The following is a 21,369-nucleotide window of genomic DNA, read 5'->3' as shown; positions in this document are numbered from 1 at the left end:
CTGGCCGGGCGGCGCGATCTTCTGTACCTCGCGCGACGCGCACTGGGCGTGGAGATCCTCGACGTCAGCGAGCCGGACTCGCCCCGCTCGCTCGGCCTGCTGCGCCGGGACATCGAGTTCGCGGACATGGCGGTGTCGGGGCGCCTCCTCTACCTGAGCGACGTCTACCGGGCTCTGACTGCGGTGGACGTCGCCGATCCCGCCAATCCGAAGGTGGTCTTCGAGACCGAGCAGGAGTTCACCCTCCGTCCAGCCCTGCGCATCCTGGGCGAGCGGCTCTATGCGCTGGAGTGGGACGAGCTGCAGCTCTTCGACATCCGGCTGGCGAGCCAGCCGCGCCTTCTGCGCAGCTGGGGCGTCGCCACGGACGCGCTAGGGCTGGACGTCGTGGACGGCTACCTGCTCACGACGGCCGGCGATGGCCTCGCCGTCCTCGATCCCGGTACGCCGCCGCCACCGGTCCCATCGTTCGAACCCGGGCGACTGATCTTCGGGCTGGCGGTCGCCGACGGACGGCTCTGCGTGATGGGCGGGGACGGCCTGGACTACTACTCCCTCGACGATCCCGACGCCCCGCGTCACGAGGGTTCCGTCACGGCGCCGGACTGGATCACGGACCTGGTCAGCGACGGGTCGCTCCTCTTCACCGTGGGGCCGGGGCGGATGGACGTCCTGGACATCGGTCACCCGACGCCCGTCCGGGTCGGCACCTACTACGCGAACTACGAGATCAGCGCGGTAGCTCGGAGCGGGCGCCTGCTCGCCCTGCCGCTGAATCCCTTGAACCAGCTGGAAGTTCGACTGGTGGATGTCACCGATCCCGCGACCCCGAAGGAGCGCAGCCGCATCGCGCTGGTGAGCGACTGGGGCACGCCCGCGGTGGCGATGGAAGGAGATGTCCTCGTGGTGGCGTGCGGACGCTGGTTCAACGTCTGCGACGTGAGCGATCCCGCACAGCCCCTTCTCCGCGAGTCCCTCGAGCCCGGCGGCCGCATCGACGCGATCGCCTTGCGCGATGGCTTGCTCTACGCGCTGAGCCACGACCGGCTGCAGATCTACGAGGTCACGCCGGACTTCGGGCTGCAGCTGCTCGGCGAGGCCCTTCTGCCACGGTTCGACTGGTTGGACCGGCGTCATCTGGCGCTGGGGGAGTCGGTCTGCTATTGCTCCCTCGACGCCGCCGTCCTGGTGGTGGACATCAGCGATCCCTTCCGGCCCCACTGCCGCGGAGGCTTTCCGCACGAGCGCAGTTACACGGAGATCGCGGTGGGTGAGAGCCGGCTTTACGTGCAGGCTGGCCCCGAGCTCCTTGCGCTGCCGCTCGACTGCGGGGATGCCGTGGGCGATGCGCCATCGGGTCTCTTCGCGCCCTGACACATTCCCCTTGCCCCCCTCCGCCAAGGCCCCATACTTGCGTCGCCTCGCTGTTCGCCCCAAAGGAGGAGCCATGCGCAGCGCAAGCCTTCGTCCCCTTGCCGCGGCCCTGCTGGCCGCCGCGCTCGTCGTCAGCCTTCACGCGCCTGCCCAGAGCCGCATCGCCGTTCGCCCCAGCGGCGGCGACAGCTACGGCGGCTACGGCCACAGCCACGACGCGGGCTTCTTCCTGCGCCTGTCGGCGGGTGGCGGGGGGGCCAAGACCGAAGCCGATGTGGTGCTGGGGTCCACGCCAGGCACGCTCGAGTTTTCCGGCGGTGCAGGGAACATGAACATCGCCATCGGGGGCATCGTTGCGCCTAACCTCGCTCTGCACGGCACGCTCTGGGGATGGACCGTGAGCGGTCCGAACGTCGACTGGAGCGCCGGCGGCGACGGCTGGGTGCCCGGTGATCTCACCATGGCCGCGGTCGGTGGGGGCGCCACCTACTACTTCATGCCGGTGAACCTCTACGTCTCCAGCTCGCTGGGCTTCGGACGGCTCGACCTCGAGGGCGGTTCGACCGATGCGGGGTTCGCCATGGACTTCACCCTGGGCAAGGAGTGGTGGGTCGGCGAGCGCTGGGGTCTCGGCCTCGCGGGGAGCCTCGGGTTCCACGACATCCCCGAGAAGGACGCGGACAACAACTGGAAGGGTTCGAGCGTCGGCATCCGCTTCTCGGCGACGATGAACTAGCACACACGGGTGCTCTTCCGGCCCCCGGCTGGCCCCCGGCGCGCAGGCTACCCGCCGCGTTCCGGGGGTTTCCCTTGTTGCCCCGAAACGCCGACCGCGCTGGCCCGTCGCTTGCGCGGCCTGGGCGTGGGCCCGGAGCGGCCCGCCACTGCGGAGGATGGCGAATCCTCGCTACGCGTCCCGGATGGAGCCATGGACGTCCCCGCGCCGGCGCTCCTCCACCGGGAGGAGCTAGCAGGGAGCCTACGATGCAGCGACACCTGCCCCACATCCTACTCGCCCTGGCGCTGCTGCCGGCTCTCGCCGGCTGCCAGTTCCTCTTCGGTCCCGACTCCACCGAGTCCGCGCCCCAGGCGGTGGCGATTCCGCTCACGCTGCCCGACGCGGGGCCGCTGCGGTCCGCCGTGCTCCATCTGCACGCGCGCGGCGCCAGCGGCCAGACGGTCTACGTCCACCGCGTCACGGCGCCCTGGGACGAGCTCACGGTCACCTGGAACAACTTCGGCCAGGCCTTCGACCCGGCGCCGCTGGACTCCTTCCCCGTGCAGGGCGCCGGCTGGATCGCCCTGGACCTGACCGCTGAGATCGCCCGCTGGGCGGCGGTCGACAACGAGGAGCCCTTCCACGGCCTGCTGCTGCGCTACGGGCAGATGGCCACGCCGCGCAGCATCATCGACAGCCGCGAGGACGCGGCCAACCCGCCGCGGCTCGAGCTGCTCGTCGAGACCGTGAACGGTCTCGAGGCCGACACGCTCGCGCTGCGCGGGGACACCTTCATCTGGCAGGGCTCGAGCAACGCCAACTACGGCGACCGCAACCCGCTCTACACGGGCTGGGCCCAGCCGCAGACCTACATCGAGACGCAGACCCTGCTGACCTTCGATCTGCCCGTGCTGCCCGTCGCGCCGACCACCGGCAGCGTCGGCGACCGCGTCTGGCTGGACGAGAACGCCGACGGCATCCAGGACGCGACCGAACTCGGCTTCGCGGGCGTGCAGGTCGAGCTGCAGGACGCGGACGGCATCATGCTCGCCCTTGCCGTCAGCGACAGCGTGGGCGGCTATCGCTTCGCCGACCTCGAGCCCGGCGACTATCGTCTGCAGGCGCGCGTGCCGGACGGCTACGCGATGAGCCCCGCCGCCCAGGGCGGCAACGGCGCCACGGACAGCGACGGCGACGCCGCCGGCGTCAGCGCCGTCTTCAGCGTGGCCGCCGGCGACAGCCTGAGCGACCTGGACTTCGGCCTGCATCCGGAGACCCCGAGCGACAACGACTGGACGCCCCGCAGCGTCCGCTACTGGCTCCGCCACGCGGGCCTCTCGCACCACCACGGGAACGTCACCGATCCCGATCTGGTGACGCCGCTGCTGCCCCTCTGGGTGGGCGCGCCGGGCGGCGAGCACAGCGTGCACGTCGAGACGGTGGAGGCCGCCGTGGAGATCCTCGATCAGAAGCGCTGGGATCGCTGCCACGGGCCGAACGCCATCACGGCGCTGCGCGCCCAGGCGCTGGCCTGCGCGCTGAACCAAGCGGCCGGCGCCGCGGGTCCGTCGGACGAGCTGCAGGCGAACGTCGACGGCTTCCTGGCGACGCATGCACCCGCCGACTGGGACGGGCTGTCTCATTCCGACCGGCGCACGATGCGCGGCTGGTGGATCGCGCTGGTGCGCTACAACAGCAGCGCCGGCTGGTGGTGGGGGCACTAGCAAGCCGAGAGATCACCCGAGGGCCAAAGGTAAACCCCGCTCCCGGATGGGAGCGGGGTTCGTCTTGCAGGCGGGCCCCTGTCCGCGCGCCCGTCCGCAATGCTCGGGGCGTCAGTCGCGCGACTGCCACCACTTCGCGATCAGGTAGCCGCCGAAGAGCACCAGCGCCAGCGGCCACCACTCGCCGACCCAGGCCAGCGACATGTCGAAGCGCGTGTTGAGGAGCAGGATCACGCCCAGCGCCGCCAGCGCTGCGCCGCCGGCCAGCGAGCCGCCGAAGGGCAGTTCCAGATCCTTGGGCATCTCCAGGTTGCCGATGCCGTCCAGCGCCTGGTTGTAGAGCGCGGCGCGGCGGCCGGCGTCCACGATGTTGTAGAGCCAGAAGAAGGCGAGGAACACGCCCACCAGCGGCGTGAGGTCGCCGATGCCCGCGGCCAGCAGCGTGATGCACAGCGCGATCGTCAGCACGTGCGCGAAGCCTCGCTGGTAGTAGCCCACGTAGACCTGCCCCAGCCCCGGAAAGAGCGAGAGGAAGCAGGCCAGCACGGGCGACTTGTAGAGGTTCACCTTGCGCTGGAGCTTGGGCGTGGCGAAGACGCCCGCCCGCGCGCCGTTCGGCTCGGGGCCGCGCGCGTCGGTCTGCGGATGTTCGATGCTGCTTTCCATGGGACTGCCTCCTGGTTCTGCGCTGTTCTCACGCATTGTCGTCGTTGTGCCGCGAGGCGTAGTGGAGCCGTTTCAGATCGCCGGCGAGGACGCTGAGCCGGGCCGAGGCCGCGGCCAGGTCCCCGCGCCGGAGATCTCCGACGAAGGTCTTCAGATCGCCCCAGAGGTCCCGCGCGCAGGCCTTCACGGCCGCCATGCCGCGGTCCACGTGCTGGCGGCCGCGCTCCAGCCTGCGGCCGCTCCACTCGCGCGCGCTCTCGCCGCGCTGGGAGACGCTGGCCGTCATGCTGCTCAGGTCGATCGGCGCGGGCAGCGCGCTGGCCAGGCCCGCCTCGTGGCCCTTCAGCAGCGACAGCGCGCGCCCGGGCGCCTGACGGAAGGGCGAGAAGGGCAGGCTCGTGAGCGAGAGGGCGAGCAGCGTGACGGCGTAGGCCATCTCCAGCGCGAAGCGCGGCCGCTGCCAGAGCCGCCGCCAGCGCGCGGCGACGTCAACGAGAGGGTGGCGGCGCGGGGCATCGTCGAGCGCGGCGAGCAGCGCCGCGGTAAAGGTGGCGTCCGGCGCCGGCGGCGCGAGCGCGGGGAGCGCGCCGGCCAGCCAGCGCAGGCTCGCGTCGAGCGCGGCGCAGGACGCGCAGTGCTCCAGATGGGCGTCGACGAGCGCGGCGTCGTCGGCGAGCAGCGCGCCGTCCACGCGCTCGGGCAGCAGCGACTCCACGCGCTCGCAGACGGGCCCGCTGGTCAGCGCCAGGATCGCGTCCGTAAGGGCCGGGTTGGGCGCGGCCTCGCGCAGCGCGCGCAGCTCGAGGGCGGCCGCGTGAAGGGCCGCGCAGTCGGCGCAGCCGTCGCGATGGGCGTCGGCGCGGCGGCGCAGAGCGCCGGGAAGCGTGCCGTCGAGCTGCGCGTCCAAGAGGGCCTGCCACTGCTCGCAGTTCATCGTCATCGGGCCCTCCTCACAGTCCCGCCGCCTCGGCCGGGGGGCCGCCCAGCGCGCCGAGGGCGCGGGCCAGCTCCAGGCGGGCGCGGTGGGAACGGGACTTGACGGTGCCCAGCGGGAGGTCCAGGGCGTCGGCGATCTCCTCGAGGCGCAGGCCCTGGACGTCCTTCAGCAGGATCATCTCGCGGCTCAGCGGACTCAGCGCGGCGAGGGCCTGTTCCACGAGCAGGCGGCGGCTGGTCTCGCGCCAGCGGGCGGCGGGATCGGGTGACGGATCCGCGAGGTCGGCGAGCGCCTCGGCGGCGAGGTCCTGCCGCGGCGGGCGCGCCCGCAGGCGGCGGCGGTGGTCGAGGCTCACGTTGCGCGCGACGCGGAGCAGCCAGCCGAGGAAGCGCTCGGGCTCGCGGCAGGCGTCCAGCTTGCGGTAGACGCGCAGGTAGATCTCCTGGGTCAGATCCCTGGCCTCCTCGGCGTCGCCGACTGTGGCGTAGGCGACGGCATGGACCTGCGATTGGGTGCTGCGCACGAGATGCTCCCAGGCCAAGGGATCGCCTTGCTGACAGCGCGCGAGCAGTGCGGCCGGTTCCATGGCGTCCTTGGGTTGCGGTGGACAGGGCGGGGACCTTCCCCTGCCCGACAAGACGCACGGAGCGCCGCGAAGGTTCGGTCGCCGTGGAAAAAACGTCGGCGGCGCGCTCGACGCTTGACTGTCTTGGGTATTTGGCTAAATTGCCAAGTGTTTGAACCCAGGAGGCCCGATGCCGGAAACGCCCCAGGCCCGCTTCGCCGCGCGGGCCGAGATCCTGAAGGCCCTGGCCCATCCGACGCGGCTGCTCATCGTCGACGAGCTCTCCCGCGGCGAGCGCTGCGTGGCGGAGCTCACCGAGCTGGCGGGCGTGGACATGTCCACCGTCTCGCGCCACCTCGGCCAGCTGCGGGGCGCGGGCATCCTGCAGGACGAGCGCCGCGGCGCCTGCGTCTACTACTCGCTCAGGTGCCCCTGCGTGCTGAGCTTCTTCACCTGCGTCGAGTCGGTGCTCGAGGCGAAGGCCGCCACCCTCGACGCCGTCCGCTAGGGGGGACGTGACCGCGTTCTCCTGGCGTCGCGAAGGCCGGGCGCTCGCGCTGATCGCGGGCGTCTTCGCGCTGGCGTTCTTCCTGCCCGTGGGGCGTGACCGTTTCGACGGGGCGGTCATCGAGGCCCTGCAGCTCCTGCGCTGGTACGCGCGGGAGCACGTGCTGCTCTGCCTGGTGCCGGCCTTCTTCATCGCCGGGGCGATCGGGGTCTTCCTGCGCAAGGACGCCGTGATGCGCTACCTCGGCCCGGGCGCGCCCAAGCCGCTCGCCTACGCGGTGGCCTCGGTGTCGGGCAGCGTGCTCGCGGTCTGCTCCTGCACCGTGCTGCCGCTCTTCGCCGGCATCTACGGCATGGGGGCGGGCCTGGGACCGGCCAGCGCGTTTCTCTACGCGGGGCCGGCGATCAACGTGCTGGCGATCATCCTGACCGCGCGCGTGCTGGGCGTCGAGATGGGCGTGGCGCGGGCGGTGGGGGCCGTGGTCTTCAGCGTCGTGATCGGGCTGGCGATGGCCCTGCTCTTCCGCGAGACCAGGGGCGCCCGCGCGCAGGCCGTCGATCTCGCGGACGAGGAGCCCGACCGGCCCCTGCACCGCACGGTGCTGAGCCTGGCCGCGATGCTGGCCGTGCTGATCTTCGCCAACTGGGGCGCGCCGGCCGGCGGCGACGGCCTCTGGCGCGCGATCCACGCCGCCAGGTGGCCGCTGACGGCGACGGCCGCCCTGGCCCTCGGCGTCATGCTCGCGCGCTGGTTCTCGCTCGCCTGGCGCGAACTCGCCCTGATCGCCCTGCCCGTGGCCGCGCTCGCGCTCTGGGGACCCGCCCGGCCGCTGCTGCCCTTCGGTGCGGCGGTGCTCCTGCTCGCGTGGCGCCTGGGTCGGCGTCCCGCCGACGACCCGCTCGGCGAGTGGTTCGCCTCGACCTGGGGCTTTGCCCGGCAGATCCTCCCCCTGCTCTTCGCGGGCATCCTGGCGGCGGGGCTGATGCTGGGACGTCCCGGCGGTGAGGGCCTGATCCCCGCCGGCTGGGTGGCGCGAGCGGTGGGCGGCAATGCCCTCGGCGCGAACCTCTTCGCCGCCATCGCGGGGGCCTTCATGTACTTCGCCACGCTGACGGAGATCCCCATCCTCCAGGGCCTGCTGGGCGCGGGCATGGGCAAGGGGCCGGCGCTGGCGCTGCTCCTGGCGGGGCCCGCCCTGTCGCTGCCGAGCATGCTGGTGATCGCCGGCGTGCTGGGGCTCCGCAAGACGCTGGTCTTCATTCTTCTGGTCGTCGCCATGGCGACCCTCACCGGGCTCGCCTATGGCGCGCTCTTCTAGGGAGGACGTGATGCGCACCGTGCAGATCCTGGGCACCGGCTGCCCCAAGTGCCGGCAGCTCGAGGCCAACGCCCGCGAGGCCGCCGCGGCGGCCGGCGACGGCTGGCAGGTGGAGAAGGTCAGCGACCTGAAGGCGATCATGGCCTTCGGCGTGATGATGACCCCGGCGCTGGCGGTGGACGGCGTCGTCAAGTCCACCGGCAAGGTGCTCTCGCCGGACGCCATCCGCGAGCTGCTGACATGAGCCGCGCCGCGCTCGCGGTCCTGTCGATGCTGCTCCTGCCCGGCGTCGCGCCGGCCGCCGCGGACGCGCCGCCGCCGGCCTTCCCGTCCGACGGGGTGAGCCTCTACTACTTCCACGCCACCCTCCGCTGCCAGACCTGCCTGCGCCTGGAGGCCAGCATCGATCACTGTGTACAGGACGAGTTCGCCGTGGAACTCGCAGAGGGCTGGCTCGACTGGCGCGCTCTGAACTACGAGCTCACGCCCAACAGCGCGCTGGCCGAGACCCTGGGGCTGCGAGGCAGCGAGCTGGTCGTCATCCGCTGGCAGGACGGCGCGGCCGTCGACTGGCGGCGCATCCCCGCCGTCTGGGAGGCGCCGGACGACGACGGCGTCTGCGCCGCGCTCAAGCCGGCGGTGACGGACTACCTGCGCGCGCAGCTCGCCCCCGCCGGGAGCGAGACGCCGTGAACGCGAAGCACGACGAGGAGTGTGCGTGATGAAGATGGGCGTGCGACTCGGCATCCTCGCGCTGGTGGCGCTGGCCGCCCTGCTCGTGCTGCGCTGGGGGCGCGGCGAGGAGACGTCCGCGGTGGCGGAGGCGCCGGTGGTCGCCGTCGCCCTGCCGCGGCTCGTGGACCTGGGCTCGACCACCTGCATCCCGTGCAAGCGCATGGCGCCCATCCTGGCGGAGCTCGCCGAGGAGCAGTCGGGCCGGCTCGAGGTGGAGGTCATCGACGTCCGCGAACAGCCGGAGGCCGCGGCGCGGCACGACATCCGCCTGATCCCGACCCAGATCTTCTTCGCCGCGGACGGCCGCGAGCTCTGGCGCCACGAGGGCTTCATCCCCAAGGCGGACATCCTCGCGAAGTGGGCCGAGCTGGGCGTGACGCTGGCCCCGGTCGAGGCGAGCGCGCCGTGACCGAGCTTTTCGGCAACCTGAGCGCCGCCGTTCAGGGCGCCTGGCCGCTGGCCCTCGGCGCCGCCTTCCTGTGGGGCGTGCTGAGCATCGTACTCAGTCCCTGCCACCTGGCGAGCATCCCGCTGATCGTGGCCTTCATCGGCGGAGAGGGCGGCACCAGCACGCGACGCGCGGCGGTCCTGGCGAGCCTCTTCAGCCTGGGCATCCTGGTCACCATCGCGGCGCTGGGTTTCGCCACCGCGGCCGCGGGCCGGATGCTGGGGGACGTGGGCGGCGCCGCCGGCCTGCTGGTGGCGCTGGTCTTCCTGCTGGTGGGCCTCCATCTGCTCGGCGTGATTCCCCTGCCCGCGGGACCGGCGCGCGTCGGCCGCGTCGGCCGCGGCCCGCTGGGCGCGCTGCTGCTGGGGCTCCTCTTCGGCATCGCGCTCGGCCCTTGCACCTTCGCCTACCTGGCGCCCATGCTGGCGGTCACGCTGGGCGCGGGGGCCGTCAGCCTGCTCTTCGGGACGCTGCTGCTCCTCAGCTACGGCGTCGGGCACACGGCGGTGATCGCCCTGGCCGGCACCTTCACGCAGGTCGTGCAGCGCGCGCTCGACTGGAACGAGCGCTCGGCGGCGCTGACCGTGGTCAGGAGGATCTGTGGCGCACTCATCCTGCTGGCGGGGCTCTGGCTGCTCCGGCTGGCCACCTGAGCGCGATGGAGCTGCCCATGCCTAGGCCCGCGGTGCTGTTTCTGTGCACGGGCAACGCCTGCCGCAGCCAGATGGCTGAAGGTTGGGCGCGCGCGCTGCACGGCGACCGCCTCGACGTAGCCTCCGCGGGCACGGCGCCCGGGCGCCTGGATCCGCGGGCCGTCGCCGCGATGGCCGAGGCCGGCGTGGACATCGCCGGGCAGCGGAGCAAGGGGCTGGACGCGTTCGCCGGCCGGCGCTTCGATCTGGTGATCACCGTTTGCGATCACGCGCGCGAGCGTTGCCCGGTGCTGCCGGGGGCGCGTCACCTGCACGCGGGCTTTCCCGATCCGCCGGCGCTCGCGGCCGGCGCGTCCTCCGAGGAGGAGGCGCTGGAGCACTACCGCGCGGTGCGCGACGCGATCCGCGCCTTTGTCGCCGGCCTGCCCGACCACCTCGACACGGGGGAATCCCGATGACCACGTCTGCCTGCGTGACGAAAACCCCGAGCCCCCTCGGCGCGTTCGAGCGCTGGCTCACGCTCTGGGTGCTGCTCTGCATCGGCGCGGGCATCGCGCTGGGCCGGGTGGCGCCAGGGCTGGCCGGCTGGCTGGACGGCCTGTCGCTGGCGGTCGACGGCGCGCCGGTGGTGAGCCTGCCGATCGCCGTCTGCCTCTTCTTCATGATGTTCCCCATCATGGTGAAGATCGACTTCGCCGAGGTGCTGCGGGCCGGCCGCAGCGTGAAGCCGGTGACGCTCACGCTCGTCGTCAACTGGCTGATCAAGCCCTTCACCATGCTCGCCCTGGCGAGCTTCTTCCTCGGCGTCGTGTTTCGCGGCTTCATCGGCGTGGACGCCGTGGACCTGGTGAAGCTCCCCTTCGGTCTCGACCTGCCAGTGGGGTCGAGCTACGGCGCGGGCACGGTGGTGCTGGTGGACGGCCTGAAGCAGCTCGCCGTGCCGCTCTGGCGGAGCTACCTGGCGGGTTGCATCCTGCTCGGCGTGGCGCCCTGCACGGCCATGGTCCTGGTCTGGGGCGCGCTCGCCCGCGGCAACGACGGCCACACGCTCGTCATGGTCGCGATCAACTCGCTCGTGATGCTCCTGCTCTACGGCCCGCTGGGCGGCCTGCTGCTGGGGGTCGGGCGACTGCCTGTGCCCTGGCAGGCCCTGCTGCTCTCCATCGCCGTCTACGTGGCCCTGCCGCTCGTCGCGGGCTACCTCACACGGCGCTGGCTGGTGGCGGCGCGCGGGGAGGCGTGGTTCGCCGCGCGCTTCCTGCACCGCCTCACGCCGGTCACCGTGACCGCGCTGCTCGTCACCCTGGTGCTGCTCTTCGCGCTCAAGGGCGAGACGATCCTCGCGGCCCCGCTGAACATCCTCTGGATCGCCGTGCCGCTCTTTCTTCAGACACTCTTCATCTTCGGCCTGACGTTCCTGCTGGCCCGCCGGCTGCGGCTGGACTATCGTGACGCGGCGCCGAGCGCGCTCATCGGCGCGTCGAACCACTTCGAGGTGGCGATCGCCACGGCGACGCTGCTCTTCGGCCTCGGCTCGGGGGCGGCGCTGGCCACCGTGGTGGGCGTGCTCATCGAGGTGCCGGTGATGCTGCTGCTGGTGCGGCTCTGCCTGCGGAGCCGTCCGCGATTCGCCACGCCTGTGTCCTGACCGCGCGCGGTCGGAGGTGTCCATGGTCCGTCGCCACCTGCTTGCTCTCGCCCTTCTGGCACTGCCCGCCGTGGCCTGCGCGTCCGGCCGGCGCAACGTCGTGCTATTCATCGGCGACGGGATGGGCTTCCGCGCCGTGGAGCTGGCGAGCCTCTGGGCCACGGGCCGGCCCGACGCCGCGCCCTTCGCCGACTGGCCGCTGCGCATGGCCATGAGCACGCCGCCGGCGGGCGCCCCGGCCTACGATCCCGCGAGCAGCTGGCAGGACTTCGACGCCGTCCGTCACAAGGTCACCGATTCGGCCGCCGCGGCCACGGCGCTCGCCAGCGGCGTGAAGACGTCGAACGGCGTCCTCGGCCTCGATCCCGCCGGCGCGCGGCTCGAGCTCCTGCCGGAGTGGCTGGACCGCCGCGGCGTGGTGAGCGGGGTCGTCACCAGCGTGCAGTTCGCGCACGCCACGCCGGCCGGCTTCGCCGCGCACGTGGAGAAGCGCAGCCGGTACGAGGAGATCGCGCGGCAGATGCTGCTCGACTCGCCGCTGCGCGTGATCGCCGGCTGCGGGCACCCGGGCTACGGGCCCAGCGGCGAGGCGCTCGAGACGCCGCGCACCTTCAAGTACGTGGGGGGGGAGGCGCTGTGGGTCGGGCTCCTCGCCGGCGAAACCGCGTTCGATCTCGACGGCGACGGCGCCGCCGACCGCTGGCTGCCTGACCTCGACGGCGACGGCGTCCCGGATCCCTGGCGCTTCCCGCAGACGACCCCGGAGATCGCCACGGCGATCGCGCACGAGACGAACGCGCGGCTGCTCATCGTGCCCCGCGTGGCCGACACGCTGCAGGAGGAGCGCGCGGGCCAGCGCCACACCGACCCTGGCGCCGTCCCGCTCACGCCCGATCTGCCCACGCTGGCGGGCATGGCCATCGCCGCGCTCGAGGTGCTGGAGCCGCACGACGGCGGCTTCTTCCTCATGGTGGAGGGCGGGGCCATCGACTGGGCGGCGCACGAGAACGACGCCGGCCGCCTGGTGGAGGAGCAGCTCGCGTTCGAGCAGGCGGTGCGCGCGGTGGAGCTATGGCTGGACCGTCGCGGCGTCACGGAAGAGACGCTGCTGATCGTCACCGCCGATCACGAGACCGGCTACCTCAGCGCGCCGGGGGAGAGCGCCGAGGAGCGCTGGCGGCCGCTGGAGAGTCGCGGGGCGGGTGCGCTGCCTCCGCTGCGCTGGAACAGCGACGACCACCAGCGCTCGCTGGTTCCGTTCTTCGCCACCGGTCCCGGCGCCGAGACCCTGCGCGAAAAAGCCCGCGGCGTGGATCCTCGCCGCGGGCCCTATCTCGACAACACGGATCTGGCCCCCGCGCTGCGCGCGCTCTGGGCCTCGCCGCGCTAGCCCTGCTTCTGCTCGGCAACGAGCTTCTCGAAGCGCGCGAGCTGCTTCTGCAGGTACTCGTTGTCCGGCACGAGCTGCAGCGCGCCCTGGATGAGCTCCAGCGCCTCGCCGCAGTCGCCGCGCGCGTTGCAGATCTCCGCGAGCGTGTCCATCACGTTGGCCCTGGCGCTGGGATCGTCGGCGAGGGCGACGCCCTTGCGCGCGTGCTCCTCGGCCTTGTCCAGCGCCACGCCGTTCTCGAAGCACCACCAGGCGAGGCCGTTGAGCGCGTTGGCGTCCTCCTGCCAGCCGGGCTCCAGGCTCTTCACCTTCCAGCCGTAGGCGGCTTTGCTGTCCTTGTCGACGAGCACGGCGTAGTTCGCGCGCAGGCCCGCCTCCAGGCGGCGGTCCTCGTCGGTGGCGGGCATGGACAGGCGCTGCACGCCCAGCTCCAGCGCGGTCAGGTAGGGCTGGCGATCGCCGTCCTGGGTGCCGCGGTCGATGAGCGCCACGGTCTCGGCCACCTGCCGGGCGCTGGCGCGCTCGTCCTTGAGGACGGCCATGGCCTGGTCGCGGACCTGCTCGCGCGAGTAGAGACCGTCGCGCGCGCCGCGGGCGTAGGCCTCGAGCATGTCGGCGCCGAGGAAGCGCGTGGCGTCGAGGCTCTCGGCCCGGTGGTACCAGGCGAGGGCCTCGCCGGAGAGCCCCGCGTCACGCTGCAGGTCGCCGATCTTCACGGCGTCGGCCGCGTTGGGCTCGCCGCGGAAGCGCTTCTTCCGCTCGCTCAGCGTGAGGGGAGCGGTGGTCGCCTCCTCGAGCGTGGCGAGGAAGGGGGCCGTGTCGCCGTAGCCCAGCCAGCGGTCCATGACTTCACCGTCGGCGCTCACGAGGACGAAGCTGGGGTAGGCGTTGACGCCGTAGCGGCGGGCGATGCCGATGCCCTCGCCGTGCTCGGCGTCGGGGGCGTAGAGGATGACGTGCTCGGCGATGGACTCCTGGAAGCCGTCGCTATCCTTCACCGCACGGGCGAAGGCCTGGCACGCGCCTCACCAGGAGGTGCCGATGTCCAGGAGGATGGGACGACCGGTCTCGCCGGCCAGTCGGGCGGCCTCGGCCATGGAGTCGACGTCGGACGCCCGAACGGCGCCGGCGAGGGCGGCGAGTGAAAGCAGCGCGACGAGCGCCGCCGGTCGCAGTCGGCGAAGTGCGAAGCGCATCGGGGCTCCTTTGCGTCAGGGGATCCGCACGGGCCACGATGGGCCGTCCGGAGCGATTCAACTCCTCGAAATTATTCACAAAGTCCGGGAAAGTGCAAGGACTCCGCCTTGCATGACGTCCCGCGCGGCCACAAGTTTCGCCTGTCCCCGCCTGCCAGGCCTCGACGTCGCCGCCGCCACGGCGGCAGCTTGCCAAGGAGGCCGGCATGGTCATCACGCTCCAGGCTCGGATCCAGTCCCAGCACCGCCGACGGGTGGCGGCGACCGCCCTCGCGGGCAGCGCGTTGCTGCTCCTCGCCGCGCTGCTGTCGCCGCCCTGGCGGCCGGCGCCCTACGTCCCGGACTACGACGAGGCCGTCCCCGAGCTCGTCACGATCCCCGACGAGATCCCGCCGCTGCCGGCCCTGCTGCCGGAGCCCGTGCGGCCGGCCTTCCTGCCGCAATTCACCCTGGTGGCCGAGGACGAGACCGGCGACGACCCAGACGCGCTCTTCCCCGGCGTCGAGGATGGCCTGCCGATGCCGCCGATCGCCATCCACGCCGGCAAGTTCGCCGCCGCGCGGGAGACGCCGCCGACGCCCATCCTGCGGGTGGATCCCGCCTATCCCGAGCTGCTGCGCGAGGCGGGGCTCGAGGGGACGGTATGGCTGTCGGTGGTGGTGGGGGAGACGGGTGACGTGGTCGCCGTCCGCGCGCTGAACCCCGACGCGCCCGCGGCCCTGGTGGAGGCCGCCGTGGCCGCCGCCTGGCGCTGGCGCTTCAGGCCGGCGCGGCAGGGCGTGAAGCCCGTCCGCGCGGTCACGACGCTGGGGTTCACGTTTCGGATTCGCTAGGGCGCGGTGGGCAGGCTGTCGGTCATGTCCTCGAGGGACTCCTCCTCGCCGAGCTCCTTCTCGAGCACGGTGATGAGGACGTCCGCCCCGTTCCTGGACTTGCTGGGGTCGAGGTAGTCGCGGATGGCCGCCTCGAGCGCGTTGATGCGGCTGTTGAGATCGTCGATGATGCTCTCCTGCATGGTGAGCGCGCTCTGCAGGGCGTTCGTCTCGGCGCGGAGCTTGCCGATCAGGCGCTCCTGCTGGTCCAGGCCCGTCAGGACGGCGTCGATCTCGGTCTTGTGCTTCGCCAGACCCATTTCGCTGGCCGCCTTGAGCTGCTGCTTGGCCAGATCGAGCCGATGGTTCATGGCGCACTCCCGTGCCGGTGTTCGAGCGATCTGCACGGCTTTGCAGTCCGCGTCCACTGTGGCGGGCATTTTCCACGATGCCGTGCCCGCTGGCTCCGCCCGCCCTTCCCCGTGGGTCCCGAAGCTGTCCACGAAGGGGGGCGGATGCCGCGCCCAGGGGGGCGCAGGCTCGCCCCTGCAAGTCCCGCACCCTCCCGGCGCCCTTCCGAATTCTGCTGGACGCGCGGCGAGGAAGGCGCGAAACTTCCCCACCCCTCGGCGCGGCGGTCGCTCGACCCCACCCCTGCCCGCGCCACGGTTCACGAGTCCCCGCCATCCCCGATGACGGGATCCGTAGACCGGAAAAACGGCGTCAAACTTGCATTTGCGGGCTGGCCGTCTGGCCGAAACCGTCCGCCATCGGACGCGAAACCGCTCTATGAGGAACTGCCCGAAGGGAGTCCCGGCGCGTGCCGATTCTCGCCTCCTCCGACCGACGCTTCCGCCGCGGCATGCAGGCGCTCGGCCTCGTTTCCACCGCGGCCCTGCTCTGGCTCGTCTGGCGTGGGTCCAGCTACTACCTGACGCCCTACCAGGAGCGTCCCTTCCACCCGGACTACGGCCTGTGGCGGCCGGCGGGCGGACTGGGCCACGGCCTGGGGATCGTCGGCTCCCTGATGATGCTCGTCCTGCTCACCTACAGCCTGCGCAAGCGCTGGAAGCGGCTGCGGAGCGCGGGGCACATCTCCCGCTGGCTGAGCGTGCACATCTACCTGGGCATCTTCGGGCCGCTGCTGGTGGTGCTGCACAGCGCCTTCAAGGTGAACGGGCTGGTGTCGATCAGCTTCTGGTCGATGGTGGCCGTGGCGGGCAGCGGCGTGCTCGGCCGCTACCTCTACCTGCAGATCCCGCGGAACCTGCAGGGCGACGCGATGGACATGAAGGCGCTCGAGGCGGAGGACGCCCGTCTGGCCGAGGCGCTGTCGCGCGACTACGGCCTGGACGCCGACACGGTGGCCGGCCTGCGCGCGCTCGGTGGCTCGTCGCAGGGCCGTTCGCTGATGGCCGCGCTCGCGCAGTCGCTCGTCAGCGACCTCACGCTCTCCCTGCGCATCCGGGGCTACCTGCGCCGCCGCGGCGTGCTGGCCGCGTTGCCGCGGGTGCGTCGGCGGCAGCTCAGCCTGCTCGCGCGCCGCAAGGCGCTGCTCGAGCGGCGGCGCATCCTGCTGGAGCGCCTCGCGCGCATCTTTCACTACTGGCACGTCATCCACAAGCCCTTCGCGGTGGTGATGCTCATCATCATGGTGGTGCACGTGGGCGTGACCGTGCTCCTGGGGTACCGGTGGATCTTCTGAGACGCGGCGGACGTCTGCTGACCGCGCTCCTCGTCCTGGCGACGGCGGCGCCGGCGGCCCGGGCCCAGCTCTCGCCGGGGCCCCTGGCCACGCCGCACGCGAACCTGGAGGGGATGAAGAACTGCACCCAGTGCCACGCGCTGGGCAAGGGCGTCGAGGCGGACAAGTGCCTCGCCTGCCACACGCTGCTCGCGGAGCGCATCACCGCCGGCAAGGGGCTGCACGCAGGCGCCGACCACGCCAACTGCGTGAGCTGCCACTCGGAGCACCACGGCGCGGACTACGCGCTCGTCCACTGGGAGGGCGGCGAGGCGAACTTCGACCACGCCGCCGCGGGCTTCACGCTCGAAGGCGCACATGCCGCGCTCAAGTGCCGGCAGTGTCATCGCGAGGACAAGATCGCGAATCCCGCGCGCCTGACCGCCGCGCACAAGGACCTCGACCGGAGCTTCCTCGGCCTCGGCACGGCCTGCCTCGACTGCCACGCCGACCCGCATCGCGGCACGCTGGGCGACGCCTGCCTCAAGTGCCACGGGCAGAGCGCGTGGCGGCCGGCCGCCGGCTTCGACCACGCCGGGACGCAGTTCCCCCTGCGCGGCAAGCACGCCGACGTCACCTGCGACAAGTGCCACCCGCGCAGCGGCGCCGCCGAGACCGGCGACCTGCGCATCGCCTTCAAGGGCGTCGCCTTCGCGGACTGCAAGGACTGCCACAAGGATCCTCACGCCGGCCGCTTCACGGCGACCTGCGCGAGCTGCCACCAGGAGACGGACTGGAAGGCCATCCGCGGGAAGCAGTTCGACCACGACCTCACGCGCTATCCGCTGCGCGGCAAGCACGCCGCGGTGGACTGCAAGGGCTGCCACCAGCCCGGCGCGCCGCACCGTCCGCTGGCGCACGACCTCTGCCTCGACTGCCACCAGGACAAGCACCTCGGCCAGTTCACGGTGACCGGGAAGGTGCAGGACTGCGCGCGCTGCCACAGCGTGGCGGGCTACTCGCCCAGCAGCTTCACCGTGGCGCAGCACGCGGAGAGCAGCTACCCGCTGGCCGGCGCGCATCTGGCGGTGCCCTGCCGCGACTGCCACCTGCCCACGGAGGCCCAGCCGGCCGGACGCTTCCGCTACGGCAGCACGAGCTGCACCCAGTGCCACGCCGATCCCCACGGCAAGAGCCTGGCGCTCGAGGGCGCCGACCGCCGTTGCGAACGCTGCCACACGCCGGAGAGCTGGCGCCGCGTGAACTACGATCACGCGGCCACCGGCTTCGCGCTCGCCGATCGCCACGCCGAGGCGGCCTGCACCGCCTGCCACGTGGCCATCCCCGGCGCCAAGCCGGGACAGCTCCGCTTCTCGGACCTGCGCAAGGACTGCGCGAGCTGCCACGAGGACATCCATCGCGGGCAGTTCCTGCGCGAGGGCGAGGCCATCGTCGACTGCGCGCGTTGCCATGACAGCCGGGACTGGATGGCCGCGCGCTTCGATCACACGAAGGACGCGCGCTTCGTCCTCGACGGCGCCCACGCGCCGCTGGCCTGCACGGCCTGCCATCTGCCCATCGACATCCCCGCGCCGGGCGAGGCCGTCACGCTCCGCTACCGGCCGCTGCCCACGGATTGCAAGTCCTGCCATCCGACGCTCGTCACCGCTCCGCAAGGAGATACCCCGTGACCACGAGACGCCCCTTCCGCATCCGCAGACGCGCAGTGCTCGCGGTCGTGCCGCTGCTCCTGACGCCGGTCCTGCTGGTGGCGCTGCTCGGCGCCGGCGAGCAGCCCAAGGTGGCCAGCCCGCACGGGCCGCTCAAGGCCGACTGCGCCCAGTGTCACGGGACGGAGAACTGGAACTACGTCGCCGGGCGCGGCTTCGACCACAAGACCACGGGCTACGCCCTCGAGGGGGCGCACGCGGCTGCCAACTGCGACGGCTGCCACGGCGACCTGCGCTTCGGGCGCGTGGCGTCGTCCTGCGCGGACTGCCACACCGACGTCCACGCCGGCGAGCTGGGCTTCGACTGCGCGGCCTGCCACACGCCGCACGACTGGGAGCCCGATGACGGTCCCCTGGCCCTCCATGCCGCCCGCGGCTTCCCGCTGGTGGGCGTCCACGCGCGTGTGGACTGCGAGGCCTGTCACCGCGGGGCCCAGGGCGAGTCCTTCGCGGGCACGCCCAGCGACTGCTTCGCCTGCCACGCCGCCGACTACCAGTCGACGACGAATCCCGACCACGAGCAGGCGGGCATGTCCACCGACTGCCTGAACTGCCACTCCTCGGTGGCGCCGGGCTGGGGCGACAGCAACTTCGACCACAACGCCTTCTTCGCGCTCAACGGCGCGCACGCCGCGCTGGACTGCGCGGCCTGCCACAAGGGGAGCTTCGGCGGCGAGCCCACCACCTGCGTCGGCTGCCATCAGAGCGACTACGACGGCACCACGGACCCGAATCACGCGGCCGCCGGCTTCGACACCGAGTGCATGCTCTGCCACAACACCAAGGCCTGGGAGCCCGCGACCTTCGACCACAACGCCACGGACTTCCCGCTGACCGGCGCGCACGCCACGACCAGCTGCCTCGAGTGTCACGGGTCCGGCTACGCCGGCACGCCGACCAGCTGTTACGCCTGCCACCAGTCGGACTTCGAGAACACCAACGATCCCGACCACGTGGCCAGCGGCTTCGACACGTCCTGCGAACTCTGCCACAGCACGACCGCCTGGGAGCCGGCGACCTTCGACCACGCGGCCACGGACTTCCCGCTGACCGGCGCGCACGCCACGACCAGCTGCCTCGAGTGCCACGGCTCCGGCTACGCCGGCACGCCGACCAGCTGCTACGCCTGTCACCAGTCGGACTTCGAGAACACCAACGATCCCGACCACGTGGCGAGTGGCTTCGAGACCACCTGCGAGGTCTGTCACAGCACGACCGCCTGGGAGCCGGCGACCTTCGATCACGCGGCCACGGACTTCCCGCTCACCGGCGCGCACACGAGCACGAGCTGCACGCAGTGCCACAGCGGCGGCTACACCGGCACGCCCACCGACTGCTACGCCTGCCACCAGTCGGACTACGATGCGACGAACGACCCGGATCACCAGGCGGCCGGCTTCAACACGCAGTGCGAGGCCTGTCACAGCACGTCGCGCTGGTCGCCGTCCACCTGGGATCACGACACGCTCTTCCCGATCTACACGGGCAAGCACAGCGGCAAGTGGGACAGCTGCGCGGACTGCCACGTGCAGCAGAGCGACTACGGGGTGTTCGAGTGCATCTTCTGCCACGAGCACAACCGGAACGACACCGACAGCCATCACCCGCTGAACGACATCCCCGACTACGTCTACGAGAGCGCGGCCTGCTTCGACTGCCATCCGCGGGGGAGAGCCAACTGATGGCAAGACTCCACCGATTCGGACTGGGCGTCCTGCTGCTCGCCGCGAGCGCCGCCCTCGCGGCGGCGGCGCCGCCTTCGGCGGCCGTGCGCTACCTCTCGGCGGATCAGGTCTACCTGGACGCGGGCAGTGCCGCAGGTTTCGCCGAGGGGGACACGCTCAAGGTCCTGCGCAAGGGACAGGTCAGCGCCACGCTGCTCGTCCTGCACGCGGCCGAGCACTCGGCGTCGTGCAGGCTGCTCACGGGCAAGGCGCCGGTGCTGGGCGATCGCGTGCAGGGCGTCGCGCGCGGGGAGACCGCGGCGCCGCCCCCGGTGGCGCCCGCGGCGCGCCGCGAACGGACCGTGCCCGAGCCGCGGCGTCGCGGCGCGGCCCAGGGGCTTGCGGCGCGGCTGGGCGGGAGCGTCAAGCTGAGCTGGGACGGCTACCGCGACGACGGCGCCGCCAGCCGCGACTACGACCGCGCCAGCCTCGCGCTCGGCCTGCGCGGCGAGCATCTCGCGGGGCGCGATCTGCGCCTCGACCTGCGCCTGCGCCAGCGCTGGATCGCGCGCGACGGCGCCAGCGCCGCGGATGAGCGCCGCCTGCGCCTCTACGTCGCCGCGGTCGAGCTGGGGGCGAACACGGGGCGCGTGCACCTGGCCCTGGGACGTCTCGGCGCCGGCCGCATGGCCGAGTCGGGCGCCCTGGACGGCGGCCTGCTGGGCCTCCGCTTCCGCGACGTGGAACTCGGCGGCTACGCCGGCTCGATGCCCGACTGGGCGGATCCGTCGCTGGCGACGCACGGTCTGCGCGGGGGCGTCTACCTGCGTCAGACCCTGGAGGCCGCGCGCTGGTCGCTGGAGGGCGTGAGCGAGCGCATGGACGGCGAGATCAGCCGCGAGTACCTGCTCAGCAGCGGGACGTGGCGGGGCGGGGACATCACCCTGCGCCAGCGGACCGAGCTGGACGTGAACCGCGGCTGGCGCGCCGAGCGCGCGGGGGGCCAGAGTCTCGCCCTCAGCAGCCTTCGCCTCAGCGGCGACTGGCGGCCGAGCGGCGAGTTCAGCGCCGGCCTTCGCTTCGACACCCGGGAGACGCCCCTCGACGCCGAGCTGCGCAGCCTGCCGGACAGCCTCTTCGAGGCCGCGCGCAGCAGCGGCACGAGCGCGTCGGCGCGCTGGCGTCCCGACCGGCAGGCCACGCTGAGCGGACGGGCGGGCTGGCGCGGCCGCGAGGGCCAGGACCGCGGCACGCTGTCCTACGGCGCGGACGTCCTGCTGCGGCCGGCCTTCGCCCCCTCCCTGCGCGGCGGCCTGCACCTGTCGGGCTTCGACGGCCCCGCCGCGGCCGGGCTCAGCCCCAGCGCCGATCTCTACCGCGACTTCCCCGCCGGCCACAGCCTCGGCCTCGCGACCGGCGCCTATCTCTACACGCCGCAGGACCTGGAACGGCGCAGCAACCGCTGGGTACGCGTGGACGGCCGCCTGGCCCTGCCCGCGCGCAGCTGGCTCGCGCTGGAGCTGGAGAACGACTCCGGCGACGACATCCGCGGCCTGCGCTTCTTCGCCGAACTGGGTCGGCGCTTCTAGACGGAGGGAC

The 21,369-nt window shown here is 72.4% G+C and carries 23 protein-coding genes; 17 read left to right on the top strand and 6 right to left on the bottom strand.

Annotated features, from left to right (window positions below):
- The 3 genes from H6693_04555 to H6693_04545 all read left to right on the top strand — a co-directional run.
- A partial coding sequence (locus tag H6693_04555) for a hypothetical protein (GenBank protein ID MCB9515439.1) occupies positions 1–1,374 on the top strand: 1,374 nt, incomplete at its 5' end.
- Between the two features lie 73 nt (positions 1,375–1,447).
- Positions 1,448–2,110, top strand: a complete 663-nt coding sequence (locus H6693_04550) for a hypothetical protein (GenBank protein MCB9515438.1) — start codon at positions 1,448–1,450, stop codon at positions 2,108–2,110.
- 248 nt (positions 2,111–2,358) lie between these two features.
- Complete coding sequence (locus H6693_04545) at positions 2,359–3,816, top strand: DNRLRE domain-containing protein (protein MCB9515437.1); 1,458 nt, start codon at positions 2,359–2,361, stop codon at positions 3,814–3,816.
- 111 nt (positions 3,817–3,927) lie between these two features.
- Here the strand turns inward: H6693_04545 and H6693_04540 are convergent, their stop codons facing one another.
- The 3 genes from H6693_04540 to H6693_04530 are packed head-to-tail and all read right to left on the bottom strand — an operon-like array spanning position 3,928 to position 6,005.
- Positions 3,928–4,482, bottom strand: a complete 555-nt coding sequence (locus H6693_04540) for a hypothetical protein (GenBank protein MCB9515436.1) — start codon at positions 4,480–4,482, stop codon at positions 3,928–3,930.
- 28 nt (positions 4,483–4,510) lie between these two features.
- Positions 4,511–5,422, bottom strand: coding sequence for a zf-HC2 domain-containing protein (locus H6693_04535; protein MCB9515435.1), 912 nt, complete (start codon positions 5,420–5,422; stop codon positions 4,511–4,513).
- A gap of 10 nt (positions 5,423–5,432) precedes the next feature.
- A complete protein-coding gene (locus H6693_04530; protein MCB9515434.1) occupies positions 5,433–6,005 on the bottom strand; it encodes an RNA polymerase sigma factor in 573 nt (190 codons plus the stop codon).
- Positions 6,006–6,174: 169 nt separating this feature from the next.
- Between H6693_04530 and H6693_04525 the strand changes: the two genes are divergently transcribed.
- From H6693_04525 to H6693_04485, 9 genes are read left to right on the top strand one after another with little or no spacing between them, the layout of a single operon-like run.
- A complete protein-coding gene (locus H6693_04525; protein MCB9515433.1) occupies positions 6,175–6,492 on the top strand; it encodes a winged helix-turn-helix transcriptional regulator in 318 nt (105 codons plus the stop codon).
- A 7-nt stretch (positions 6,493–6,499) separates the two neighbouring features.
- Positions 6,500–7,810 (top strand): permease, encoded by a 1,311-nt coding sequence (locus H6693_04520; GenBank protein ID MCB9515432.1) that lies wholly within the window; start codon positions 6,500–6,502, stop codon positions 7,808–7,810.
- Between the two features lie 10 nt (positions 7,811–7,820).
- Entirely contained in the window at positions 7,821–8,054 is a 234-nt protein-coding gene (locus H6693_04515) for a thioredoxin family protein (protein ID MCB9515431.1), read from the top strand.
- Complete coding sequence (locus H6693_04510) at positions 8,051–8,503, top strand: hypothetical protein (GenBank protein MCB9515430.1); 453 nt, start codon at positions 8,051–8,053, stop codon at positions 8,501–8,503. Before H6693_04515 ends, H6693_04510 begins: the two co-directional genes overlap by 4 nt.
- A 34-nt stretch (positions 8,504–8,537) precedes the next feature.
- On the top strand, positions 8,538–8,954 hold the full coding sequence (locus H6693_04505) for a thioredoxin family protein (protein MCB9515429.1): 417 nt from the start codon (positions 8,538–8,540) through the stop codon (positions 8,952–8,954).
- On the top strand, positions 8,951–9,646 hold the full coding sequence (locus tag H6693_04500; GenBank protein MCB9515428.1) for a cytochrome C biogenesis protein: 696 nt from the start codon (positions 8,951–8,953) through the stop codon (positions 9,644–9,646). Before H6693_04505 ends, H6693_04500 begins: the two co-directional genes overlap by 4 nt.
- A 17-nt stretch (positions 9,647–9,663) precedes the next feature.
- On the top strand, positions 9,664–10,104 hold the full coding sequence (locus tag H6693_04495; protein ID MCB9515427.1) for an arsenate reductase ArsC: 441 nt from the start codon (positions 9,664–9,666) through the stop codon (positions 10,102–10,104).
- Positions 10,101–11,294 (top strand): ACR3 family arsenite efflux transporter, encoded by a 1,194-nt coding sequence (gene arsB, locus H6693_04490; GenBank protein MCB9515426.1) that lies wholly within the window; start codon positions 10,101–10,103, stop codon positions 11,292–11,294. The genes H6693_04495 and arsB overlap by 4 nt, the downstream gene beginning before the upstream one ends.
- Before the next feature lie 22 nt (positions 11,295–11,316).
- A complete protein-coding gene (locus H6693_04485; GenBank protein MCB9515425.1) occupies positions 11,317–12,684 on the top strand; it encodes an alkaline phosphatase in 1,368 nt (455 codons plus the stop codon).
- Here H6693_04485 and H6693_04480 read toward each other — a convergent pair.
- On the bottom strand, positions 12,681–13,682 hold the full coding sequence (locus H6693_04480) for a hypothetical protein (protein ID MCB9515424.1): 1,002 nt from the start codon (positions 13,680–13,682) through the stop codon (positions 12,681–12,683). The two genes, H6693_04485 and H6693_04480, sit on opposite strands and share 4 nt — an antisense overlap.
- Positions 13,683–13,709: 27 nt before the next feature.
- Positions 13,710–13,880, bottom strand: a complete 171-nt coding sequence (locus H6693_04475; GenBank protein ID MCB9515423.1) for a hypothetical protein — start codon at positions 13,878–13,880, stop codon at positions 13,710–13,712.
- Between the two features lie 206 nt (positions 13,881–14,086).
- Between H6693_04475 and H6693_04470 the strand changes: the two genes are divergently transcribed.
- On the top strand, positions 14,087–14,713 hold the full coding sequence (locus H6693_04470) for a TonB family protein (GenBank protein ID MCB9515422.1): 627 nt from the start codon (positions 14,087–14,089) through the stop codon (positions 14,711–14,713).
- Here the strand turns inward: H6693_04470 and H6693_04465 are convergent.
- Positions 14,710–15,063, bottom strand: coding sequence for a hypothetical protein (locus H6693_04465; GenBank protein MCB9515421.1), 354 nt, complete (start codon positions 15,061–15,063; stop codon positions 14,710–14,712). The two genes, H6693_04470 and H6693_04465, sit on opposite strands and share 4 nt — an antisense overlap.
- 449 nt (positions 15,064–15,512) lie before the next feature.
- Between H6693_04465 and H6693_04460 the strand changes: the two genes are divergently transcribed.
- The 4 genes from H6693_04460 to H6693_04445 are packed head-to-tail and all read left to right on the top strand — an operon-like array spanning position 15,513 to position 21,359.
- On the top strand, positions 15,513–16,397 hold the full coding sequence (locus H6693_04460; GenBank protein MCB9515420.1) for a hypothetical protein: 885 nt from the start codon (positions 15,513–15,515) through the stop codon (positions 16,395–16,397).
- Positions 16,385–18,067 (top strand): hypothetical protein, encoded by a 1,683-nt coding sequence (locus H6693_04455; GenBank protein MCB9515419.1) that lies wholly within the window; start codon positions 16,385–16,387, stop codon positions 18,065–18,067. The genes H6693_04460 and H6693_04455 overlap by 13 nt, the downstream gene beginning before the upstream one ends.
- Positions 18,064–19,788: a hypothetical protein gene (locus H6693_04450; protein MCB9515418.1), complete on the top strand. Its 1,725-nt coding sequence runs from the start codon at positions 18,064–18,066 to the stop codon at positions 19,786–19,788. The genes H6693_04455 and H6693_04450 overlap by 4 nt, the downstream gene beginning before the upstream one ends.
- Positions 19,788–21,359, top strand: coding sequence for a hypothetical protein (locus H6693_04445; GenBank protein MCB9515417.1), 1,572 nt, complete (start codon positions 19,788–19,790; stop codon positions 21,357–21,359). Before H6693_04450 ends, H6693_04445 begins: the two co-directional genes overlap by 1 nt.
- The last annotated feature ends 10 nt before the right edge of the window (positions 21,360–21,369 follow it).

The sequence above is a fragment of the Candidatus Latescibacterota bacterium genome (genome assembly GCA_020633725.1).
In the GTDB taxonomy this organism is placed as follows: domain Bacteria; phylum Krumholzibacteriota; class Krumholzibacteriia; order JACNKJ01; family JACNKJ01; genus VGXI01.
This window is presented reverse-complemented; position numbering and strand designations above follow the sequence as displayed.